Source organism: Pseudomonas sp. CG7, assembly GCF_023701885.1.
In the GTDB taxonomy this organism is placed as follows: domain Bacteria; phylum Pseudomonadota; class Gammaproteobacteria; order Pseudomonadales; family Pseudomonadaceae; genus Aquipseudomonas; species Aquipseudomonas zanjanensis.
Genome location: NZ_JABAEE010000035.1, coordinates 1 through 17,954, shown reverse-complemented (window position 1 = coordinate 17,954; position 17,954 = coordinate 1). Strand labels below are relative to the sequence as shown.

Sequence of the window (17,954 nt, the reverse complement as noted above, 5' to 3'; positions counted from 1 at the left end):
ATGACACTCCCGTCCGATCTGCCCCAAGAGCTCGCCCATCGTGGCGTGCGCCCGGCTGATCGCCTCGGTTTTACCCTGTTCCTGGCGGCGTTGATCCACCTGGCGCTGCTGCTGGGCGTCGGGTTTGCCACGGTCGAGCCCAAGCAGATCAGCCAGACCCTGGAAATTACTCTGGCCACCTTCAAGAGCGAGGCCAAGCCCGAGAAGGCCGATTTCCTTGCCCAGGAAAACCAGCAAGGCAGCGGCACCCTGGAAAAAAAGGCGACCCCCAAGACCACCGAAATCGCGCCGTTCCAGGACAGCACGGTACAGAAAGTCACCCCGCCACCGGCGGCCAAGCCCGAAGTACGGGAAACGGCGCCCAAGGCAGCCGTGACCACCGTGGCGCCGAAGCCGAAAAAAGCCCCGGTCAAGGAAGAGGTCAAGCCCGATCCCAAGCCCCAGGCCCCGGTGCCCACCTTCGACAGCTCCCAACTGTCCAGCGACATCGCCAGCCTGGAAGCCGAACTGGCCCAGGAGCAACAGCTCTACGCCAAGCGCCCGCGCATCCACCGCCTGAGCGCCGCCTCGACCATGCGCGACAAGGGGGCCTGGTACAAGGACGAGTGGCGCAAGAAGGTCGAGCGCATCGGCAACCTCAACTACCCCGACGAGGCCCGGCGCAAACAGATCTACGGCAACCTGCGGCTCATGGTCTCGATCAACCGCGACGGCTCGCTGTATGAAGTGCTGGTGCTCGAATCCTCCGGCCAACCGCTGCTGGACCAGGCAGCCCAGCGGATCGTGCGCCTGGCCGCACCGTTCGCACCGTTTACCGGGGACCTGTCGGACATCGACCGGCTGGAAATCATCCGCACCTGGAAGTTCGCCCGGGGCGACCGGCTTTCCAGTAACTGAGCCTGATCGATGCCTGAACCCGCCGCAGATCCCTTGTGGGAGCGAGCTTGCTCGCGATAGCCATGGATCATTCAACATAGATGTCGGCCGACAGTCCGCCATCGCGAGCAAGCTCGCTCCCACAGGGTTTCGTTGGTGAACGGGCCATTTGTACTCATTCCCACAGGGGAGATCTGGGTCATTCTCAGGCATTTCCTGCACATCCCCAGCTTGTCAGTTCGCCCCTGCGCCGCCACACTAGCGCCTATGAAAAACGTCAGCCCCACCTACCTCAAGCATCACTTCCTGATTGCCATGCCGCACATGGCCGATCCGAACTTTGCCCACACCTTGACCTATATCGTCGAGCACACGGCCAATGGGGCCATGGGGCTGGTGGTCAATCGGCCGCAAGAGCTGAACCTGGCGGACATTCTCGAGCAGTTGCGGCCCGAGGTGGAACCGCCACTCTTGTGCCAGCACGTGCCGATTTTTATCGGCGGCCCGGTGCAGACCGATCGCGGTTTCGTGCTCCATCCGTCGGGCCCCAAATTCCAGGCGACGGTGGACCTGGACGGTTTATCGCTGTCCACCTCCCAGGACGTGCTGTTCGCCATCGCCGATGGCGTCGGCCCGGCGAAAAGCCTGATCGCCCTCGGCTATGCCGGCTGGGAACCCGGGCAACTGGAAGCCGAACTGGCGGATAACGCCTGGCTGACCTGCCCGTTCGACGCCGACATCCTGTTCAACACCAGCAGCGAACTGCGTCTGGAAGCGGCGGCCAGCCGGTTGGGGGTCAACCTCAGCCTGCTCACCAGCCAGGCAGGACACGCCTGATGGCCCTGCGCTTGCTGCTGGGCTTCGATTACGGCACCAAACAGATCGGCGTAGCGGTCGGCCAGGTCATTACCGGCCAGGCCCGCGAGTTGTGCACCTTGAAGGCGCAGAATGGCGTGCCGGACTGGAACCAGGTCGAAGCGCTGATCAAGGAGTGGAAACCCGATGCCGTGGTGGTCGGCCTGCCCCTGAACATGGACGGCACGCCCAGCGACATGTGCCTGCGGGCCGAAAAATTCGCCCGCCGGCTCAACGGCCGCTACAACCTGCCCTTCTATACCCATGACGAGCGCCTGACCACCTTCGAGGCCAAGGGCGAGCGCCTGGTGCGCGGCGGACAGAAAGGCAGTTAGCGCGACAACCCGGTGGACGCCATCGCCGCCGCCCTGCTGCTGCAAGGCGGGCTCGACGCCAACGCCGCCCTGTTCGAAACCTGATTTTTTGAAAGCGCCGCCAAGGCGCTTTCTTTTAGCGATAAACCGAGTCACGAACACCGACCCGGAAACTGAAGGAGCCAGCATGAGCCTGCCCAATCCTGCCGAACTGATCAGCCAGATGGCGATTCGTCTCACGGCACACCTGGAACAACGCGGCATCAGCGAACCGCGCTACATCGGCATTCGCACCGGTGGCGTCTGGGTCGCCCAGGCCTTGCTCCAAGCACTGGGCAGCCAGTCGCCGCTGGGCACCCTCGATGTGTCCTTCTACCGTGACGACTTCAGCCAGAACGGCCTGCACCCGCAGGTACGCCCCTCGGCGCTGCCGTTCGAGATCGAAGGCCAGCACCTGGTGCTGATCGACGACGTGCTGATGAGCGGCCGGACCATCCGCGCCGCCATGAACGAACTGTTCGACTACGGTCGCCCGGCCAGCGTGACGTTGGTGTGCCTGCTGGACCTGGACGCCGCCGAGCTGCCGATCCGACCGAACGTGGTCGGCGCGACGCTGACGCTGGCCGCCCACGAGCGGGTCAAGCTCTCCGGGCCGTCGCCGCTGCAACTCGAACTGCAAGACCTTGCCCTTTAACTGCCCTTGTAAGAGTCCATCGCGATGACGCCTCTCGAAACCAAGCGCCCGCTGCAGCTCAACGATCAGGGCCAGCTGCGCCACTTCCTGTCCCTCGACGGCCTGCGCCGCGAGCTGCTGACGGAAATCCTCGACACCGCCGACTCGTTCCTCGAAGTCGGCGCCCGGGCGGTGAAAAAAGTCCCGTTGCTGCGCGGCAAGACCGTGTGCAACGTGTTCTTCGAAAACTCCACCCGCACCCGCACCACCTTCGAACTGGCGGCCCAGCGGTTGTCGGCGGACGTGATCACCCTCAACGTGTCCACGTCCTCGGCGAGCAAGGGCGAAACCCTGCTCGACACCCTGCGCAACCTCGAGGCCATGGCCGCCGACATGTTCGTCGTGCGCCACGGCGACTCCGGCGCGGCGCACTTCATTGCCGAACATGTGTGCCCGCAAGTGGCGATCATCAACGGCGGCGACGGCCGTCACGCCCACCCGACCCAGGGCATGCTCGACATGCTGACCATCCGTCGGCACAAGGGCAGCTTCGAGAACCTGTCCGTAGCGATCGTCGGCGACATCCTGCACTCGCGGGTGGCCCGCTCGAACATGCTGGCCCTCAAGACCCTCGGTTGCCCGGACATCCGCGTGATCGCGCCGAAAACCCTGCTGCCCATCGGCGTCGAGCAATACGGCGTGAAGGTCTACACCGACATGACCGAAGGCCTGAAGGATGTGGACGTGGTGATCATGCTGCGCCTGCAACGCGAGCGCATGACCGGCGGCCTGCTGCCCAGCGAAGGCGAGTTCTACCGCCTGTTCGGCCTGACCACGGCGCGCCTGGCCGGGGCCAAGCCGGACGCCATCGTCATGCACCCGGGGCCGATCAACCGCGGCGTGGAGATCGAGTCGGCGGTGGCCGACGGGCCGCACTCGGTGATTCTCAACCAGGTGACCTACGGCATCGCCATCCGCATGGCCGTGCTGTCCATGGCCATGAGCGGACAAACGGCCCAGCGCCAATTCGACCAGGAGAACGCCCAGTGAAGCTCAGCATTCTCGGCGCACGCGTGATCGATCCAGCCAGCGGCCTGGATCAAGTGACTGACATTCATATCGATGCCTGCAAGATCGTCGCCCTTGGCACGGCGCCGACAGGTTTCGTCGCCGCCGAAATCCTCGACGCCCAAGGCCTGGTGGCCGCGCCCGGCCTGGTGGACCTCAACGTTGCCCTGCGCGAACCGGGCTACAGCCGCAAAGGCAGCATCATCAGCGAAACCCGCGCTGCCGCTGCCGGTGGCGTGACCAGCCTGTGCTGCCCGCCGCAGACCAAACCGGTGCTGGACACCTCGGCCGTGGCCGAACTGATCCTCGACCGCGCCCGTGAAGCCGGCAACACCAAGGTCTTCCCGATCGGGGCCCTGAGCAAAGGCCTGGAAGGTGAGCAACTGGCCGAGCTCATCGCCCTGCGTGACGCCGGGTGCGTGGCGTTCGGCAATGGCCTGAACAGTTTCCGCAACACCCGTACCCTGTGCCGTGCCCTGGAATACGCGGCGACTTTCGGCCTGACGGTGATCTTCAACTCCCAGGATCACGACCTGGCCGAAGGTGGCCTCGCCCATGAAGGCCCGACCGCCAGCTTCCTCGGCCTGCCGGGCATCCCGGAAACCGCCGAGACCGTGGCCCTGGCTCGGGACCTGCTGTTGGTGGAACAAAGCGGCGTGCGCGCCCACTTCAGCCAACTGACCAGTGCCCGCGGCGCCGCATTGATCGCTCAGGCCCAGGCCCGCGGCTTGCCGGTGACCGCCGACGTCGCGCTGTACCAGTTGATCCTCACCGACGAAGCGCTGATCGACTTCAACAGCGTGTACCACGTCCAGCCGCCGCTGCGCACCCGCGCCGACCGCGATGGCCTGCGCGAGGCGGTGAAATCCGGGGTGATCTCGGCCATCTCCAGCCATCACCAACCCCACGAGCGCGATGCCAAGCTGGCTCCGTTCGGCGCCACCGAACCGGGCATCAGCAGCGTCGAACTGCTGCTGCCGCTGGCCCTGACGCTGGTGGAAGACGAGTTGCTGGATTTGCCGACCTTGCTGGCGCGCCTGAGTGCCGGCCCGGCCCAGGCGCTGCAACTGCCGGCGGGGAAACTCGCGGTGGGCGCCGCGGCGGACCTGGTGCTGTTCGACCCCGCCGCCTCCACCGTGGCCGGCGAAGCCTGGCGTTCCAAGGGCGACAACTGCCCGTTCCTCGGCCACAGCCTGCCGGGTGTGGTGCGTTATACGCTGATGGATGGGCGCATCACTCACCAGGCCTGAAAAACCGCGCCGCTCCTATCGCGTTCAAGCTCGCTCCCACAGGGGATCTTCGGTGAACACAGGATATGTGAACACCTCCGATCCAATGTGGGAGCGAGCTTGCTCGCGATGCAGGCGACTCGGTCTTAATGGAAAGCCCCACGCTTCTGCGCATTCCGAATCGACACCTGATCGTTCAGCGTCCAGAAGTCATACAGCACCCCAAGGAAAAACACCCCACCGGTGAGCAGGTAGAGGATCCCGCTGAGCCACTTGCCCTGATACATCCGGTGTACGCCCAGCACCCCTAGGAACGTCAGCAGAATCCAAGCCACGCTGTACTCGATGGGCCCGGGGGTGAAACGCAGGTCCGCTTCGCGGTCCATGGCCGGGATCAGGAACAGGTCGATCAACCAACCGATGCCCAGCAGGCCGAAGGTGAAAAACCAGATCGTGCCCGTGACCGGCTTGCCGTAATAGAAACGGTGAGCGCCGGTAAAACCGAAAATCCACAGCAGATACCCGATGACTTTGCTGTGGGTATCGCGGATTGCGTCCTGCTGATAGCTGTTCATGAATGCCTCTTTTGCCTCGATAGAAAAATTTGTTCTGACTTTTTGTGACTTTTTTGTGTCTCGCCGACAAGCGGTCCTGAACGACTCGGACCGAGGAAACGCCCGTGGTACCGGGCTTCTGTCGGACAATCAAGTCAAATCGCCGCAGTGGTGCAGGGTTTACGCTGGGTTTCGGATCGACAAACGGCCTCGGAATGGCAAAAAAAGCTGTTATAAAGTTGCGCGCTAACCTTTATGAGCCCTGCCTAATGCGTCCATTTTTCAAGACATGGCTAACCATTTGCCTATTATTGCCACTGGCCGCCCACGCCACCAATCGTGAGCAACGTCTTCCCAACGTCAACGGCTACACCCCGAAATCCCATGTTTCTGCGCCTTCGAGCAAGAACAGGCAGGGCGTCCAGCGCGTGAGCACCGCTCACAGTCGCCTGGTGCCACCCATGGCGACCAAGACGACCAGCAACGTGCTGAGCCGCGCCGTGAATGTCCTCGGCACACCTTATCGTTGGGGCGGCAGCAGCCCAAGTAAAGGTTTCGATTGCAGTGGCTTGGTGAAATACGCGTTCAACGACGCCACGTTCGACCTGCCGCGCACCTCCAACGCCATGGCTGCCGGTCATGGCGAGAAAGTCGAGCGCAAGGACCTCAAGCCCGGCGACCTGATTTTCTTCAAGCTCAAGAGCCGCCGCGTCAACCACGTGGCCATCTACCTGGGCAACGACCGTTTCATCCACGCCCCGCGCCGTGGCAAGTCGGTGACCATCGACACGCTGAACAAGCCGTACTGGAACACCCATTACGTGGTCGCCAAGCGAGTGCTGCCGAAAGAACCGGGCGCGATGCGCGTGGTTCAGCGCTGAGCTGAAGAGCTCGCATGGCCCTTGTGGCGAGGGAGCTTGCTCCCGCTGGGCTCTGTAGGAGCTGGCGAAGCCTGCGATCTTTTGATCTTTCGCTTGAGATTCAAGTGTCTGGGGAAAGATCGCAGCCTCGTTTCACTCGACAGCTCCTACATAGCTCCTACGGTCGCAACCCAGCGGGAGCAAGCTCCCTCGCCACAAAAGCGGTACTGCCTCCTACCCTAGAAATTATCCGGCGTACGCGCCCGCTCCCGGGCATGTTCGCGGCTGATCAGCCCCTTGTTCACCAAATCTTTCAAACACATGTCCAGCGTCTGCATCCCCAGCGAGCCGCCGGTTTGGATGGACGAGTACATCTGCGCCACCTTGTCTTCCCGGATCAGGTTCCGAATGGCCGAGGTCCCCAGCATGATTTCATGGGCCGCGACCCGGCCGCCGCCGATCTTCTTGATCAGCGTCTGGGAAATCACCGCTTGCAACGACTCCGACAACATCGAGCGAACCATGGACTTCTCGTCGCCGGGGAACACGTCCACCACCCGGTCGATGGTCTTGGCCGCCGACGTGGTGTGCAGGGTGCCGAACACCAGGTGCCCGGTTTCGGCGGCGGTCAGCGCCAGGCGGATGGTTTCCAGGTCGCGCATCTCGCCCACCAGGATCACGTCCGGGTCCTCCCGCAAGGCTGAACGCAGGGCCGTGGAGAAGCCTTGGGTGTCGCGGTGCACCTCGCGCTGGTTGATCAGGCATTTGCGCGGTTCGTGAACGAATTCGATAGGGTCTTCGATGGTGAGGATGTGATGGTGCTTGTGGCTGTTGAGGTGGTCGATCATCGCCGCCAGGGTAGTGGACTTGCCTGAGCCGGTCGGCCCGGTCACCAGCACCAGCCCGCGAGGCGCCTCGGTGATTTTGCGAAACACATCGCCCATCCCCAGGTCTTCCATGGTCAGGACTTTCGATGGAATGGTCCGGAACACCGCCCCCGCGCCGCGATTCTGGTTGAAGGCGTTGACCCGAAACCGCGCGACGCCCGGCACGTCGAAGGAAAAGTCGGTTTCCAGAAACTTTTCGTAATCCACCCGCTGCCGGTCGTTCATGATGTCGTAGATCAATTCATGGACCTGCTTGTGGTCCAGCGCCGGCAGGTTGATCCGCCGTACGTCACCATCCACGCGGATCATCGGCGGCAGCCCGGCGGACAGGTGCAGGTCCGACGCCCCCTGTTTGGCGCTGAAGGCCAGCAGTTCAGTGATATCCATAGCGCTCCTCAATTCCAGTAGAATGCCGCGAACCTCACCGCTGGCGCTCCTTTATGTCCACGATAGCAGACAACATTGCTCAGGTTAGTTCGCGTATCCGCACTGCGGAGCAGACCGCCCAACGTGCCGAAGGCAGCGTCCAACTGCTGGCCGTGAGCAAGACCAAGCCCGCCCAGGCCCTGCGTGAAGCCTATGCCGCCGGCCTGCGGGACTTCGGCGAAAACTACCTGCAAGAGGCCTTGGGCAAACAGGTCGAATTGATCGACCTGCCCTTGATCTGGCACTTCATCGGCCCCATTCAATCGAACAAGACGCGTGCTATCGCCGAACACTTCGATTGGGTGCATTCCGTGGATCGCTTGAAAATTGCACAGCGCCTGTCCGAGCAGCGTCCGGCCGAATTGCCGCCGCTGAACATCTGCATCCAGGTCAATGTCAGCGGTGAAGCCAGCAAATCCGGCTGCACCCCGGCGGACCTGCCCGCCCTAGCGAGTGCCATCAGCGCATTGCCGCGCCTGAAGCTGCGTGGGCTGATGGCAATTCCCGAACCCACCGATGACCGCACCGCCCAGGATGCGGCCTTCGCAGCCGTTCAACGCCTGCAAGCCAGCCTGGCCCTGCCGCTGGACACACTTTCCATGGGCATGAGCCACGACCTTGAGTCGGCCATCGCCCAAGGCGCCACCTGGGTGCGCATCGGCACTGCCCTGTTTGGCGCCCGCGACTACGGTCACTCCTGAACCATGGCCGACTCATCTCTTTATAAGGACCTGTCATGAGCAACACGCGTATTGCTTTCATCGGCGCCGGCAACATGGCCGCCAGCCTGATCGGCGGCCTGCGGGCCAAGGGTCTGGACGCTTCTCTGATCCGCGCCAGCGATCCAGGTGAAGACACCCGCACCCGAGTCAGCGCCGAGCACGGCATCGAGACCTTTGCCGACAACGCCCAGGCCATCGACGGCGCGGACGTCATCGTGCTGGCGGTCAAGCCGCAAGCGATGAAAACCGTCTGTGAAGCCCTGCGCACAAGCCTCAAGCCCCATCAACTGGTGGTGTCGATTGCAGCGGGTATCACCTGCGCCAGCATGAACAACTGGCTCGGCGAGCAGCCGATCGTACGTTGCATGCCCAACACCCCGGCGCTGCTGCGCCAGGGTGTCAGCGGCCTGTTCGCCACCGAACAGGTGAGCGCCGAGCAACGCCAGCAGGCCGAAACGCTGCTGTCGGCGGTGGGCCTGGCCCTGTGGCTGGACACCGAACAGCAATTGGACGCCGTCACCGCCGTCTCCGGCTCGGGCCCGGCGTACTTCTTCCTGCTGATCGAAGCCATGACCGCCGCTGGCGAGAAGCTGGGCCTGAGCCGGGAAACCGCCGCCCAGCTGACCTTGCAGACCGCCCTCGGTGCCGCGCACATGGCGGTTTCCAGCGACGTCGATGCGGCCGAGCTGCGCCGCCGCGTGACTTCGCCGGCCGGCACCACCGAAGCGGCCATCAAATCGTTCCAGGCCGGGGGCTTCGAAGCCCTGGTGGAAAAAGCACTCGGCGCCGCCGCGCACCGCTCGGCCGAAATGGCCGAACAACTGGGCCAATAAGGAGCCATTCATGATTGGATTGAACACTGCAGCGGTCTACGTGCTGCAAACCCTCGGCAGCCTGTACCTGCTGATCGTGCTGCTGCGCTTCGTGCTGCAACTGGTGCGCGCCAACTTCTACAACCCCCTGTGCCAGTTCATCGTCAAGGCCACCCAGCCGCTGCTCAAGCCGCTGCGCCGGATCATCCCGAGCCTGTTCGGCCTGGACATGTCGTCGCTGGTCCTGGCGATCCTGGTGCAATTGGCACTGATGGCCCTGACCTTGCTGCTGACCTACGGCACCACCGGCAACCCGCTGCAACTGCTGATCTGGTCGATCATTGGCGTGACCGCGCTGTTCCTGAAGATTTTCTTCTTCGCCATGATCATCAGCGTGATCCTGTCGTGGGTCGCGCCGGGCAGCCATAACCCGGGTGCCGAACTGGTGAACCAGATCTGCGAACCGGCCCTGGCACCGTTCCGTCGCATCGTGCCGAACCTCGGGGGCCTGGACATCTCGCCGATCCTGGCGTTTATGGTGCTCAAGCTGATCGACATGCTGGTGATCAATAACCTGGCGGCGATGACCATGATGCCGGAGATCCTGCGGTTGCTGATCTGACCTGCACTGCTCCCTAAAGCCAAGGGATTCAACCTTTGGTTAGGGGATTACCTGTGGCGAGGGGATTTAGCGAAACGTCGCACCGCCCCGCTGGGCCGCGAAGCGGCCCTGAAACCTGAACATGCGGTGTATCAGGCTGACCGAATTGTCGGCTTTGGGGCTGCTCCGCAGCCCAGCGGGGATAAATCCCCTCGCCACAGATAAATCCCCTCGCCACCGTTGATTCCCCGGTTGCGCCTTTGCTTGCCGCTAACCCCAGCGGTCTTTAGACTTACGCCTCATTTCAACGCGAGCAGGGTCGATGCCAGCTGCCTTTCCCCCCGATTCCGTTGGTCTGGTGACGCCGCAAACGGCGCATTTCAGCGAGCCCCTGGCCCTGGCCTGCGGCCGTTCGTTGCCAGCCTATGACCTGATCTACGAAACCTACGGCACCCTCAACGCCACGGCGAGCAATGCCGTGTTGATTTGCCACGCCTTGTCGGGGCATCACCATGCCGCCGGCTACCACAGCATCGACGACCGCAAGCCCGGCTGGTGGGACAGTTGCATTGGCCCGGGCAAGCCCATCGACACCAGCAGGTTCTTCGTGGTCAGCCTGAACAACCTCGGCGGCTGCAACGGCTCCACCGGCCCCAGCCGCCTCAACCCGGACACCGGCACGCCCTTCGGCGCCGATTTCCCGGTGCTGACCGTGGAAGATTGGGTCCACAGCCAGGCGCGCCTGGCCGACCGCCTCGGCATCGGCCAGTGGGCGGCAGTGATCGGCGGCAGCCTGGGCGGCATGCAGGCCCTGCAATGGACCATCACCTATCCGGACCGCGTGCGCCACTGCCTGGCAATCGCCTCGGCGCCCAAGCTGTCGGCGCAGAACATCGCCTTCAACGAAGTGGCGCGCCAGGCGATCCTCACCGACCCGGAATTCCACGGCGGTTCGTTCCAGGAACACGGTGTGATCCCCAAGCGCGGGCTGATGCTGGCGCGCATGGTCGGGCACATCACCTACCTGTCCGACGACTCCATGGGCGAGAAATTCGGCCGTGGTCTCAAGAGCGAGAAGCTCAACTACGACTTCCACAGCGTCGAGTTCCAGGTCGAGAGCTACCTGCGCTACCAGGGCGAAGAGTTCTCCGGGCGGTTCGACGCCAACACCTACCTGTTGATGACCAAGGCGCTGGACTACTTCGATCCGGCGGCCAACTTCGACGATAACCTGGCGAAAACCTTCGCCAATGCCACCGCCAAGTTCTGTGTGATGTCGTTCACCACCGACTGGCGCTTCTCCCCGGCGCGCTCGCGGGAGCTGGTGGACGCGCTGATGGCCGCGCGCAAGGACGTCTGCTACCTGGAAATCGACGCACCCCAGGGCCACGACGCCTTTTTGATCCCGATCCCGCGCTACCTGCAGGCGTTCGGCAACTACATGAACCGTATAACGCTGTGAGGACGCCATGAGAGCCGATCTGGACATCATCCAGGAATGGATCCCCGCCGGCAGCCGCGTGCTCGACCTGGGCTGCGGCAATGGCGAACTGCTGACCTGGCTGCGGGACAACAAGCAAGTCACCGGCTACGGCCTGGAAAACGACCCGGACAACATTGCCGAGTGCGTCGCCAAGGGCATCAACGTCATCGAGCAGGACCTGGACAAGGGCCTGGGCAACTTCGCCAGCAACAGCTTCGACATCGTGGTCATGACCCAGGCCCTGCAAGCGGTGCACTACCCGGACAAGATCCTCGACGAAATGCTGCGGGTCGGACGCCAGTGCATCATCACCTTCCCCAACTTCGGCCACTGGCGCTGCCGCTGGTACCTGGCGAGCAAGGGCCGCATGCCGGTCTCGGATTTCCTGCCCTACACCTGGTACAACACGCCGAACATCCACTTCTGCACCTTCAAGGATTTCGAAGCGCTGTGCCACGAACGTGAAGCCAAGGTCATCGACCGCCTGGCCGTGGACCAGCAGCACCGCCACGGGTGGGCCAGCAAGCTATGGCCTAATCTGTTAGGGGAAATAGGCATCTATCGGGTCAGCAGCCCAGGCCTGGCCGATCATCAGGTCGCGGTGTGAGCCCCGGCCTCACCAGGAGCACGACATGAAACGTCTAGCGTTGTTTTTGATCACCGCTTGCCTGAGCGTTGGCGCCATGGCCGCCGACGCCATCAAGGCCGAGCGCAAGGAAGTGTTCGGTGACGTCACCGTGCACTACAACACGTTCAACTCCACCTTCTTGACTCCCGAGATCGCCAAGGGCGCCGAGCTGATCCGCAGCAAGAACCAGGGCGTGATCAATGTGTCGGTGATCAAGGATGGCAAGCCCTTGATGGCCCAAGTCAGCGGCACGGTGAAAGACCTCACCAGCCAGAGCATCCAGCTGCAATTCAAGCAGGTGATCGAGCAAGGCGCGATCTACTACATCGCCCAGTATCCGGTGCCCCAGCAGGAAAACCGCATCTTCGAGATCAAGGTGCAGACCGGCGACAAGATCAACACCCTCAACTTCAACCAGGAACTGTTCCCGGGCCAATGATCAACCTTACCCAACTCGTGCTGGCCAGCCACAACGCCGGCAAACTCAAGGAACTGCAGGCCATGCTCGGCGGGTCGGTGCAGTTGCGCTCCATCGGCGAATTCAGCCAGGTGGAACCGGAGGAGACTGGCCTGTCGTTCGTCGAGAACGCCATCCTCAAGGCCCGCAATGCCGCGCGTATCTCCGGTCTGCCGGCGCTGGCCGACGATTCCGGGCTGGCCGTGGATTTCCTCGGCGGTGCGCCGGGCATTTACTCGGCCCGTTACGCTGACGGCAAAGGTGACGCGGCGAACAACGCCAAGCTGCTCGACGCCCTCAAGGACGTGCCCGAAGCCGAGCGCGGCGCGCAGTTCGTCTGTGTGCTGGCCCTGGTCCGCCACGCCGACGATCCGTTGCCGATCCTCTGCGAGGGCCTGTGGCACGGGCGCATTCTCACCGAGGCCAGCGGCGAGCACGGTTTTGGCTACGACCCGTTGTTCTGGGTGCCGGAGCGCAATTGCTCCAGCGCCGAGCTGGGGCCGGTGGAAAAAAACCAACTGAGCCACCGCGCCCGCGCCATGGCCCTGCTGCGTCAACGCCTGGGCCTGCAATGATCGATGACACTCCCGCACCGCTGATTCATGGCGGTGTCCAAACGCCTCGGGCGCCGCTGCCGGTGCTGCCGCCCCTGGCGTTGTACGTCCACATCCCGTGGTGCGTGCGTAAATGCCCGTATTGCGACTTCAACTCCCACACCGCCAGACCGCAGTTGCCGGAAGAAGAGTATGTCGACGCCCTGCTGGCCGACCTCGACCAGGACCTGCACGCGGTTTACGGTCGCCCGCTGAGCTCGATCTTATTCGGTGGCGGCACCCCGAGCCTGTTCAGTGCCCCGGCCCTAGGCCGGTTGCTCAAGGGTGTCGAGGCGCGGATACCGGTCGCCCAGGTCATTGAAAACACCCTGGAAGCCAATCCCGGCACGTTCGAGCAGGAAAAGTTCGTCGCTTACCGGGCGCTGGGCAGCAATCGTCTCTCCATTGGCAGCCAGAGCTTCCAGCAGGCCAAGCTCGAGGCCCTGGGCCGGATCCATAACGGTGACGAGGCGGTGCGCGCCGCCGGCATGGCCCGCCAGGCCGGGTTCGACAATTTCACCCTGGACCTGATGCATGGGCTGCCCGACCAGTCCCTCGACGACGCCTTGAGCGACCTGCGCCAGGCCATCGCCTTGAAGCCGACCCACCTGTCCTGGTACCAATTGACGCTGGAGCCGAACACAGTGTTCTGGAACCAGCCGCCGCCCTTGCCCGAAGACGACACGCTGTGGGACATCCAGGAAGCCGGGCAGGCCTTGCTGGCCGAACACGGCTACGCCCAATACGAAGTCTCGGCCTACGCCCAGCCCGGTCGGGCGGCGCGGCATAACCTCAATTACTGGAGTTTCGGCGACTTCATCGGCATCGGTGCCGGCGCCCACGGCAAGCTCAGCCATCCGGACGGGCGCATCGTGCGCACCTGGAAGACCCGCCTGCCCAAGGACTACCTCAACCCGGCCAAAAGCTTCCAGGCCGGCGAGAAAACCCTGGCCAACGAAGAACTGCCGTTCGAGTTCCTGATGAACGCCCTGCGCCTGACCGCAGGCGTGGAAGCGCGGCTGTACCCGGAGCGCACCGGGCTGCCACTTGAAAGCCTGGCCGAAGGCCGGCGCGAGGCCGAACAAAGCGGGTTGTTGCAGGTCGAACCGACACGTCTGGCGGCCACCGAGCGCGGACAGCTGTTTCTCAATGACTTGCTGCAGACATTTCTGAGCTGATCAACACAAGGAAATCGAATGGATCTGGTACTCGACCTGCTGGCCACCGTGTCCCGCTGGAGCCGCAGCAACCTGTCGGAAATCTCCCTGGCATTGGTAGGCTGTTTGCTGGTGCTGTTTGGTGCCGACATCAAGGGCTGGGTCGAACAGCGCCTGGGCAGCATCGCCGGCGCCTTGCGCGTGCCCTTGATCGCCCTGCTGTGCATGATCGGCAGCGGCGCGGCGCTGATCTATGCCACACCATGGATCGTCAGGGGCTTGAGCCAGTTCAACAACTACAGCCTGGCGCCGGTGTTGTTGGTGGTGCTGGTGTTGATCGGAGTGGTGGCTGCCCGCCGCTGATCCAGCCGCAACCAAAAACAACTGTGGGAGCGAGCTTGCTCGCGATGGCGGTGTAACAGTCAACATTGATGTTGAATGTCATGCCCTCATCGCGAGCAAGCTCGCTCCCACAGGGGATCCCATTTCACCATGGGTCTTTTGGTGTTTACGCCAATTTCTCGAACTTCAAATCCCACACCCCATGCCCAAGCCGTTCGCCACGGCGCTCGAACTTGGTGATCGGCCGTTCGGCCGGACGCGGCACGCACTTGCCGTCTTCAGCCAGGTTGCGATAACCCGGGGCGACGTTCATCACTTCCAGCATGTACTCGGCGTAGGGCTCCCAGTCGGTGGCCATGTGCAGCACCCCGCCGACCTTCAACTTGCTACGCACCAGCTCAGCGAACGACGCCTGGACGATCCGGCGCTTATGGTGACGGCTTTTGTGCCAGGGATCCGGGAAGAACAGCATCAGCCGATCGAGACTGTTATCGGCCACGCAGCGGTTGAGCACTTCGATGGCGTCGCAATCGTAGACCCGCAGGTTGGTCAACCCTTGGGTCAGCACGCCATTGAGCAGCGCACCGACGCCTGGACGGTGGACTTCCACACCAATGAAATCCTGCTCAGGTGAAGCGGCGGCCATCTCCAACAACGAGTGGCCCATGCCAAAGCCGATTTCCAGCGAGCGCGGGGCCGAGCGGCCGAAGACCTGGTCAAAATCCACCGGCGCATCGGCCAGGGGCAGGACAAACAGTGGCGCGCCTTGCTCCAGGCCACGCTGCTGGCCTTCAGTCATGCGCCCGGCGCGCATCACGAAACTCTTGATGCGGCGGTGCTGGCGCTCTTCGCCTTCTTCCGGCAGGACCGGCGTGTCGTTCGATTCAGTCATCAATGGCTCTTACTTGATCAGACCATCCAGCGGCGAGGAGGCGCTGGCGTAAAGTTTTTTCGGCATGCGCCCGGCCAGGTACGCCAGGCGACCGGCGACGATGGCGTGTTTCATGGCTTCGGCCATCAGGATCGGCTGCTGGGCGTGGGCGATGGCCGAGTTCATCAGCACCGCTTCGCAACCCAGTTCCATGGCAATGGTGGCGTCGGAGGCGGTACCGACACCGGCATCCACCAACACCGGGATCTTGGCTTCTTCCAGGATGATCTGCAGGTTGTACGGGTTGCAGATCCCCAGGCCAGTGCCGATCAGGCCAGCCAGTGGCATGACCGCGATGCAGCCGATTTCCGCCAGTTGACGGGCGATGATCGGGTCGTCGCTGGTGTAGACCATCACGTCGAAACCTTCCTTGACCAGGGTCTCGGCGGCCTTGAGGGTTTCGATCACGTTGGGGAACAAGGTCTTCTGGTCCGCCAGCACTTCCAGCTTCACCAGGTTGTGGCCGTCGAGCAGCTCACGGGCCAGGCGGCAGGTGCGCACGGCCTCGATGGCGTCGAAGCAGCCGGCGGTGTTCGGCAGGATGGTGTAGCGATCCGGCGGCAGGATATCCAGCAGGTTCGGTTCGCCCGGGTTCTGGCCGATGGTGGTCCGGCGCACGGCGACGGTCACGATCTCGGCGCCCGAGGCCTCGATGGCCAGGCGGGTTTCTTCCATGTCGCGGTATTTGCCGGTGCCTACCAGCAAGCGCGACTGGTAGGTACGACCGGCCAGGACGAAGGGCTTGTCGCTACGAACGATGCTCATGGGAAATCCTCTGTTGGGGTGAGGTTCTTGCGAAAGGCTGCGAAATCGAGGCGACTAGCCGCCGCCGATGGCATGGACCACTTCGACGCTGTCGCCATCGTTCAACGTGGTTTCGGCATGCTGGCTGCGCGGGACGATATCCAGATTGAGTTCCACCGCGACGCGGCGTCCGGTGAGTTCCAGACGGGTCAGCAGGGCCGCAACGGTTTCACCGTCGGGCAGTTCAAGGGGGTCGCCGTTCAACTGAATGCGCATGCCGGATGCCGCCATCATTTTTAGGGGCTGGCATTCTAGCCCGATCAGTCTGGGCGACCCAAGCCATTCGTCATGAAATGGACTTGCTGGTCAGCCCAGCCGCCAGGCGGCAAGCCCGGAACAATCCGGAAACAACTCCAGGGTTCAAGCACTCGTCCAAGCCTCCTATATTCGTTGCCTTGCGCTAGACCTGATCGAATAACGCGTGTGAGGAGCCTGTGTCCAACCTCCATCCAACGCCGAATAACCCCGCCATCGACGGCCTGCGCGCCGTCGCGGTCCTGAGCGTGATCGTTTTCCACGCGGACTTCCTGAACGTACTGCCCGGTGGATTTACCGGCGTCGACATCTTTTTCGTCATTTCCGGCTACGTGATCAGCCAGTCGCTGTCCGCTCATGCCCACCGCAGCTTTCCCGCCTTCCTGATGGATTTTTATCGCCGCCGGTTCCTGCGTATCGTGCCCGCGCTGCTCTTGGTTCTTCTGGTTTGTAGCCTGCTTTCGGCGATGTTCGTGCCCCAAGCCTGGCTCAGCCAGCAGAATGACCGTACCGGGCTGGCCGCCTTCTTCGGCCTGAGCAATTTTGTGCTGGCCTGGAACACCGACACCTACTTCGCCCCGTCCACCCTGCTCAACCCCTATACCCATACCTGGACCTTGGCGGTGGAAGAGCAGTTCTACCTGCTCCTTCCATTCCTCTATTTCATCTGGTTGCGCTACCGGCAATACAGCCGGCTCGCCTGGGCCTTGCTGCCCCTGCTGGCACTGGCATCGCTGGCGTTCAGCGCCCTGCAGACCCGGGGAAATCCGCTCGAGGCGTTCTACCTGTTACCCAGTCGGTTCTGGGAACTGGCCGCCGGCGCGACGCTTTTCCAGTTGATGGCTACGGGGCGTTTCACGCTGCATTCAACGGCCGCAAGCCGGGTCGTGCTGCTCGCGGGCTTCGCGCTGGTCACTGGCGGACTGTTCCTCGCCAATAAAAACCAGTTTCCCTTCCCTTGGGCGCTGCTGACGGTTTGCGGCACTGTGCTGATCCTCACCGCCCTGGTCCAGAAAACCCACGATCACTTCCTGCCCCGGCGCCTGCTGCAATCGGCGCCCGTCGTCTATGTTGGCAAACTGTCCTACTCGTTGTACCTGTGGCACTGGCCGGTGCTGGTGTTCCTGCGCTGGACCACGGGCCTGGAGCAACTGGCGGTACAGTTGGCCTACCCACTGATCGTCATGGCGCTTGCCGCGGCGTCCTACCATTGGGTCGAAACACCCTTGCGCAACGGCCACTCGCTGTTCCAACGCCGCGCCTGGATCACGATTGCCTCTTGCCTGGCAGCCATCGGCCTGGGCTGGTCCGGCGCACGCTGGGTCAGCGAAAATCCCCAGGCCCTTTCACTCAGCCAGACCCGGGATACCTACACCTGGTTCTCCAGGCGGCTGCCACAACGCTCCGTCGACGAACCCGCCCAGAAC

General features: G+C 63.1%; 21 protein-coding genes and 1 pseudogene. 17 read left to right on the top strand and 5 right to left on the bottom strand.

Annotated elements, in window-relative coordinates:
* The 6 genes and pseudogenes from HGO40_RS15825 to HGO40_RS15800 all read left to right on the top strand — a co-directional run bounded on the left by HGO40_RS15825 (position 1) and on the right by HGO40_RS15800 (position 5,036).
* A complete protein-coding gene (locus HGO40_RS15825) occupies positions 1 to 897 on the top strand; it encodes an energy transducer TonB (RefSeq protein WP_186710359.1) in 897 nt (298 codons plus the stop codon).
* Between the two features lie 246 nt (positions 898 to 1,143).
* On the top strand, positions 1,144 to 1,713 hold the full coding sequence (locus HGO40_RS15820) for a YqgE/AlgH family protein (protein WP_186710357.1): 570 nt from the start codon (positions 1,144 to 1,146) through the stop codon (positions 1,711 to 1,713).
* Positions 1,713 to 2,063: pseudogene (gene ruvX / locus HGO40_RS15815) on the top strand (Holliday junction resolvase RuvX); the annotation flags it as partial. The gene HGO40_RS15820 and the pseudogene ruvX, both read left to right, overlap by 1 nt.
* A 169-nt stretch (positions 2,064 to 2,232) precedes the next feature.
* The gene (gene pyrR / locus HGO40_RS15810) at positions 2,233 to 2,739 is read left to right on the top strand and encodes a bifunctional pyr operon transcriptional regulator/uracil phosphoribosyltransferase PyrR (protein WP_250963768.1); all 507 of its coding nucleotides are present in this window, start codon (positions 2,233 to 2,235) and stop codon (positions 2,737 to 2,739) included.
* Positions 2,740 to 2,763: 24 nt separating this feature from the next.
* A complete protein-coding gene (locus tag HGO40_RS15805; protein ID WP_003177495.1) occupies positions 2,764 to 3,768 on the top strand; it encodes an aspartate carbamoyltransferase catalytic subunit in 1,005 nt (334 codons plus the stop codon).
* Positions 3,765 to 5,036 (top strand): dihydroorotase, encoded by a 1,272-nt coding sequence (locus HGO40_RS15800; RefSeq protein ID WP_250963767.1) that lies wholly within the window; start codon positions 3,765 to 3,767, stop codon positions 5,034 to 5,036. The genes HGO40_RS15805 and HGO40_RS15800 overlap by 4 nt, the downstream gene beginning before the upstream one ends.
* A 125-nt stretch (positions 5,037 to 5,161) precedes the next feature.
* Here HGO40_RS15800 and HGO40_RS15795 read toward each other — a convergent pair whose 3' ends face one another.
* Complete coding sequence (locus tag HGO40_RS15795) at positions 5,162 to 5,590, bottom strand: NINE protein (protein ID WP_057449544.1); 429 nt, start codon at positions 5,588 to 5,590, stop codon at positions 5,162 to 5,164.
* A 248-nt stretch (positions 5,591 to 5,838) separates the two neighbouring features.
* Here HGO40_RS15795 and HGO40_RS15790 point away from each other — a divergent pair, with 248 nt between their 5' ends.
* Positions 5,839 to 6,450, top strand: a complete 612-nt coding sequence (locus HGO40_RS15790; protein ID WP_250963766.1) for a C40 family peptidase — start codon at positions 5,839 to 5,841, stop codon at positions 6,448 to 6,450.
* A 218-nt stretch (positions 6,451 to 6,668) separates the two neighbouring features.
* Here the strand turns inward: HGO40_RS15790 and HGO40_RS15785 are convergent, their stop codons facing one another.
* The gene (locus HGO40_RS15785; RefSeq protein ID WP_250963765.1) at positions 6,669 to 7,703 is read right to left on the bottom strand and encodes a type IV pilus twitching motility protein PilT; all 1,035 of its coding nucleotides are present in this window, start codon (positions 7,701 to 7,703) and stop codon (positions 6,669 to 6,671) included.
* Between the two features lie 53 nt (positions 7,704 to 7,756).
* On the opposite strand from HGO40_RS15785, the gene HGO40_RS15780 reads away from it, so the two are divergent.
* From HGO40_RS15780 to HGO40_RS15740, 9 genes are all read left to right on the top strand, one after another.
* Entirely contained in the window at positions 7,757 to 8,443 is a 687-nt protein-coding gene (locus tag HGO40_RS15780) for a YggS family pyridoxal phosphate-dependent enzyme (RefSeq protein WP_250963764.1), read from the top strand.
* 35 nt (positions 8,444 to 8,478) lie between these two features.
* Positions 8,479 to 9,297 carry a pyrroline-5-carboxylate reductase gene (gene proC, locus HGO40_RS15775; protein WP_250963763.1) on the top strand — a complete coding sequence of 273 codons (819 nt, stop codon included), beginning with the start codon at positions 8,479 to 8,481 and terminating at the stop codon, positions 9,295 to 9,297.
* A gap of 10 nt (positions 9,298 to 9,307) precedes the next feature.
* Positions 9,308 to 9,898 (top strand): YggT family protein, encoded by a 591-nt coding sequence (locus HGO40_RS15770; protein WP_072405911.1) that lies wholly within the window; start codon positions 9,308 to 9,310, stop codon positions 9,896 to 9,898.
* A 301-nt stretch (positions 9,899 to 10,199) separates the two neighbouring features.
* Entirely contained in the window at positions 10,200 to 11,339 is a 1,140-nt protein-coding gene (metX, locus tag HGO40_RS15765) for a homoserine O-succinyltransferase MetX (RefSeq protein ID WP_250963762.1), read from the top strand.
* Positions 11,340 to 11,346: 7 nt separating this feature from the next.
* Positions 11,347 to 11,967, top strand: coding sequence for a methionine biosynthesis protein MetW (gene metW / locus HGO40_RS15760; protein ID WP_053126236.1), 621 nt, complete (start codon positions 11,347 to 11,349; stop codon positions 11,965 to 11,967).
* A gap of 25 nt (positions 11,968 to 11,992) precedes the next feature.
* Positions 11,993 to 12,427 (top strand): DUF4426 domain-containing protein, encoded by a 435-nt coding sequence (locus HGO40_RS15755; RefSeq protein ID WP_250963761.1) that lies wholly within the window; start codon positions 11,993 to 11,995, stop codon positions 12,425 to 12,427.
* Positions 12,424 to 13,020: an RdgB/HAM1 family non-canonical purine NTP pyrophosphatase gene (gene rdgB, locus HGO40_RS15750; protein ID WP_250963760.1), complete on the top strand. Its 597-nt coding sequence runs from the start codon at positions 12,424 to 12,426 to the stop codon at positions 13,018 to 13,020. Before HGO40_RS15755 ends, rdgB begins: the two co-directional genes overlap by 4 nt.
* A complete protein-coding gene (hemW, locus tag HGO40_RS15745; protein ID WP_250963759.1) occupies positions 13,017 to 14,216 on the top strand; it encodes a radical SAM family heme chaperone HemW in 1,200 nt (399 codons plus the stop codon). The genes rdgB and hemW overlap by 4 nt, the downstream gene beginning before the upstream one ends.
* A gap of 18 nt (positions 14,217 to 14,234) precedes the next feature.
* Complete coding sequence (locus tag HGO40_RS15740; protein WP_250963758.1) at positions 14,235 to 14,558, top strand: DUF3392 domain-containing protein; 324 nt, start codon at positions 14,235 to 14,237, stop codon at positions 14,556 to 14,558.
* Between the two features lie 145 nt (positions 14,559 to 14,703).
* Here the strand turns inward: HGO40_RS15740 and trmB are convergent, their stop codons facing one another.
* From trmB to thiS, 3 genes are read right to left on the bottom strand one after another with little or no spacing between them, the layout of a single operon-like run.
* Complete coding sequence (gene trmB, locus HGO40_RS15735) at positions 14,704 to 15,429, bottom strand: tRNA (guanosine(46)-N7)-methyltransferase TrmB (RefSeq protein WP_018609495.1); 726 nt, start codon at positions 15,427 to 15,429, stop codon at positions 14,704 to 14,706.
* Between the two features lie 9 nt (positions 15,430 to 15,438).
* Positions 15,439 to 16,233 carry a thiazole synthase gene (locus tag HGO40_RS15730; protein ID WP_250963757.1) on the bottom strand — a complete coding sequence of 265 codons (795 nt, stop codon included), beginning with the start codon at positions 16,231 to 16,233 and terminating at the stop codon, positions 15,439 to 15,441.
* Between the two features lie 54 nt (positions 16,234 to 16,287).
* Positions 16,288 to 16,488: a sulfur carrier protein ThiS gene (thiS, locus tag HGO40_RS15725; RefSeq protein WP_250963756.1), complete on the bottom strand. Its 201-nt coding sequence runs from the start codon at positions 16,486 to 16,488 to the stop codon at positions 16,288 to 16,290.
* A gap of 218 nt (positions 16,489 to 16,706) precedes the next feature.
* Here thiS and HGO40_RS15720 point away from each other — a divergent pair.
* Positions 16,707 to 17,954, top strand: a 1,248-nt coding sequence (locus HGO40_RS15720) for an acyltransferase family protein (RefSeq protein WP_250963755.1), incomplete at its 3' end; no start/stop codon positions are given.

Excerpts from the sequence above, each read along its gene's own strand:
- HGO40_RS15825 (WP_186710359.1), top strand. The coding sequence starts at position 1 with ATGACACTCCCGTCCGATCTGCCCCAAGAGCTCGCCCATCGTGGCGTG.
- HGO40_RS15820 (WP_186710357.1), top strand. The coding sequence starts at position 1,144 with ATGAAAAACGTCAGCCCCACCTACCTCAAGCATCACTTCCTGATTGCC.
- pyrR (WP_250963768.1), top strand. The coding sequence starts at position 2,233 with ATGAGCCTGCCCAATCCTGCCGAACTGATCAGCCAGATGGCGATTCGT.
- HGO40_RS15805 (WP_003177495.1), top strand. The coding sequence starts at position 2,764 with ATGACGCCTCTCGAAACCAAGCGCCCGCTGCAGCTCAACGATCAGGGC.
- HGO40_RS15795 (WP_057449544.1), bottom strand. The coding sequence starts at position 5,590 with ATGAACAGCTATCAGCAGGACGCAATCCGCGATACCCACAGCAAAGTC.
- HGO40_RS15790 (WP_250963766.1), top strand. The coding sequence starts at position 5,839 with ATGCGTCCATTTTTCAAGACATGGCTAACCATTTGCCTATTATTGCCA.
- HGO40_RS15785 (WP_250963765.1), bottom strand. The coding sequence starts at position 7,703 with ATGGATATCACTGAACTGCTGGCCTTCAGCGCCAAACAGGGGGCGTCG.
- HGO40_RS15780 (WP_250963764.1), top strand. The coding sequence starts at position 7,757 with ATGTCCACGATAGCAGACAACATTGCTCAGGTTAGTTCGCGTATCCGC.
- proC (WP_250963763.1), top strand. The coding sequence starts at position 8,479 with ATGAGCAACACGCGTATTGCTTTCATCGGCGCCGGCAACATGGCCGCC.
- HGO40_RS15770 (WP_072405911.1), top strand. The coding sequence starts at position 9,308 with ATGATTGGATTGAACACTGCAGCGGTCTACGTGCTGCAAACCCTCGGC.
- metX (WP_250963762.1), top strand. The coding sequence starts at position 10,200 with ATGCCAGCTGCCTTTCCCCCCGATTCCGTTGGTCTGGTGACGCCGCAA.
- metW (WP_053126236.1), top strand. The coding sequence starts at position 11,347 with ATGAGAGCCGATCTGGACATCATCCAGGAATGGATCCCCGCCGGCAGC.
- HGO40_RS15755 (WP_250963761.1), top strand. The coding sequence starts at position 11,993 with ATGAAACGTCTAGCGTTGTTTTTGATCACCGCTTGCCTGAGCGTTGGC.
- rdgB (WP_250963760.1), top strand. The coding sequence starts at position 12,424 with ATGATCAACCTTACCCAACTCGTGCTGGCCAGCCACAACGCCGGCAAA.
- hemW (WP_250963759.1), top strand. The coding sequence starts at position 13,017 with ATGATCGATGACACTCCCGCACCGCTGATTCATGGCGGTGTCCAAACG.
- HGO40_RS15740 (WP_250963758.1), top strand. The coding sequence starts at position 14,235 with ATGGATCTGGTACTCGACCTGCTGGCCACCGTGTCCCGCTGGAGCCGC.
- trmB (WP_018609495.1), bottom strand. The coding sequence starts at position 15,429 with ATGACTGAATCGAACGACACGCCGGTCCTGCCGGAAGAAGGCGAAGAG.
- HGO40_RS15730 (WP_250963757.1), bottom strand. The coding sequence starts at position 16,233 with ATGAGCATCGTTCGTAGCGACAAGCCCTTCGTCCTGGCCGGTCGTACC.
- thiS (WP_250963756.1), bottom strand. The coding sequence starts at position 16,488 with ATGCGCATTCAGTTGAACGGCGACCCCCTTGAACTGCCCGACGGTGAA.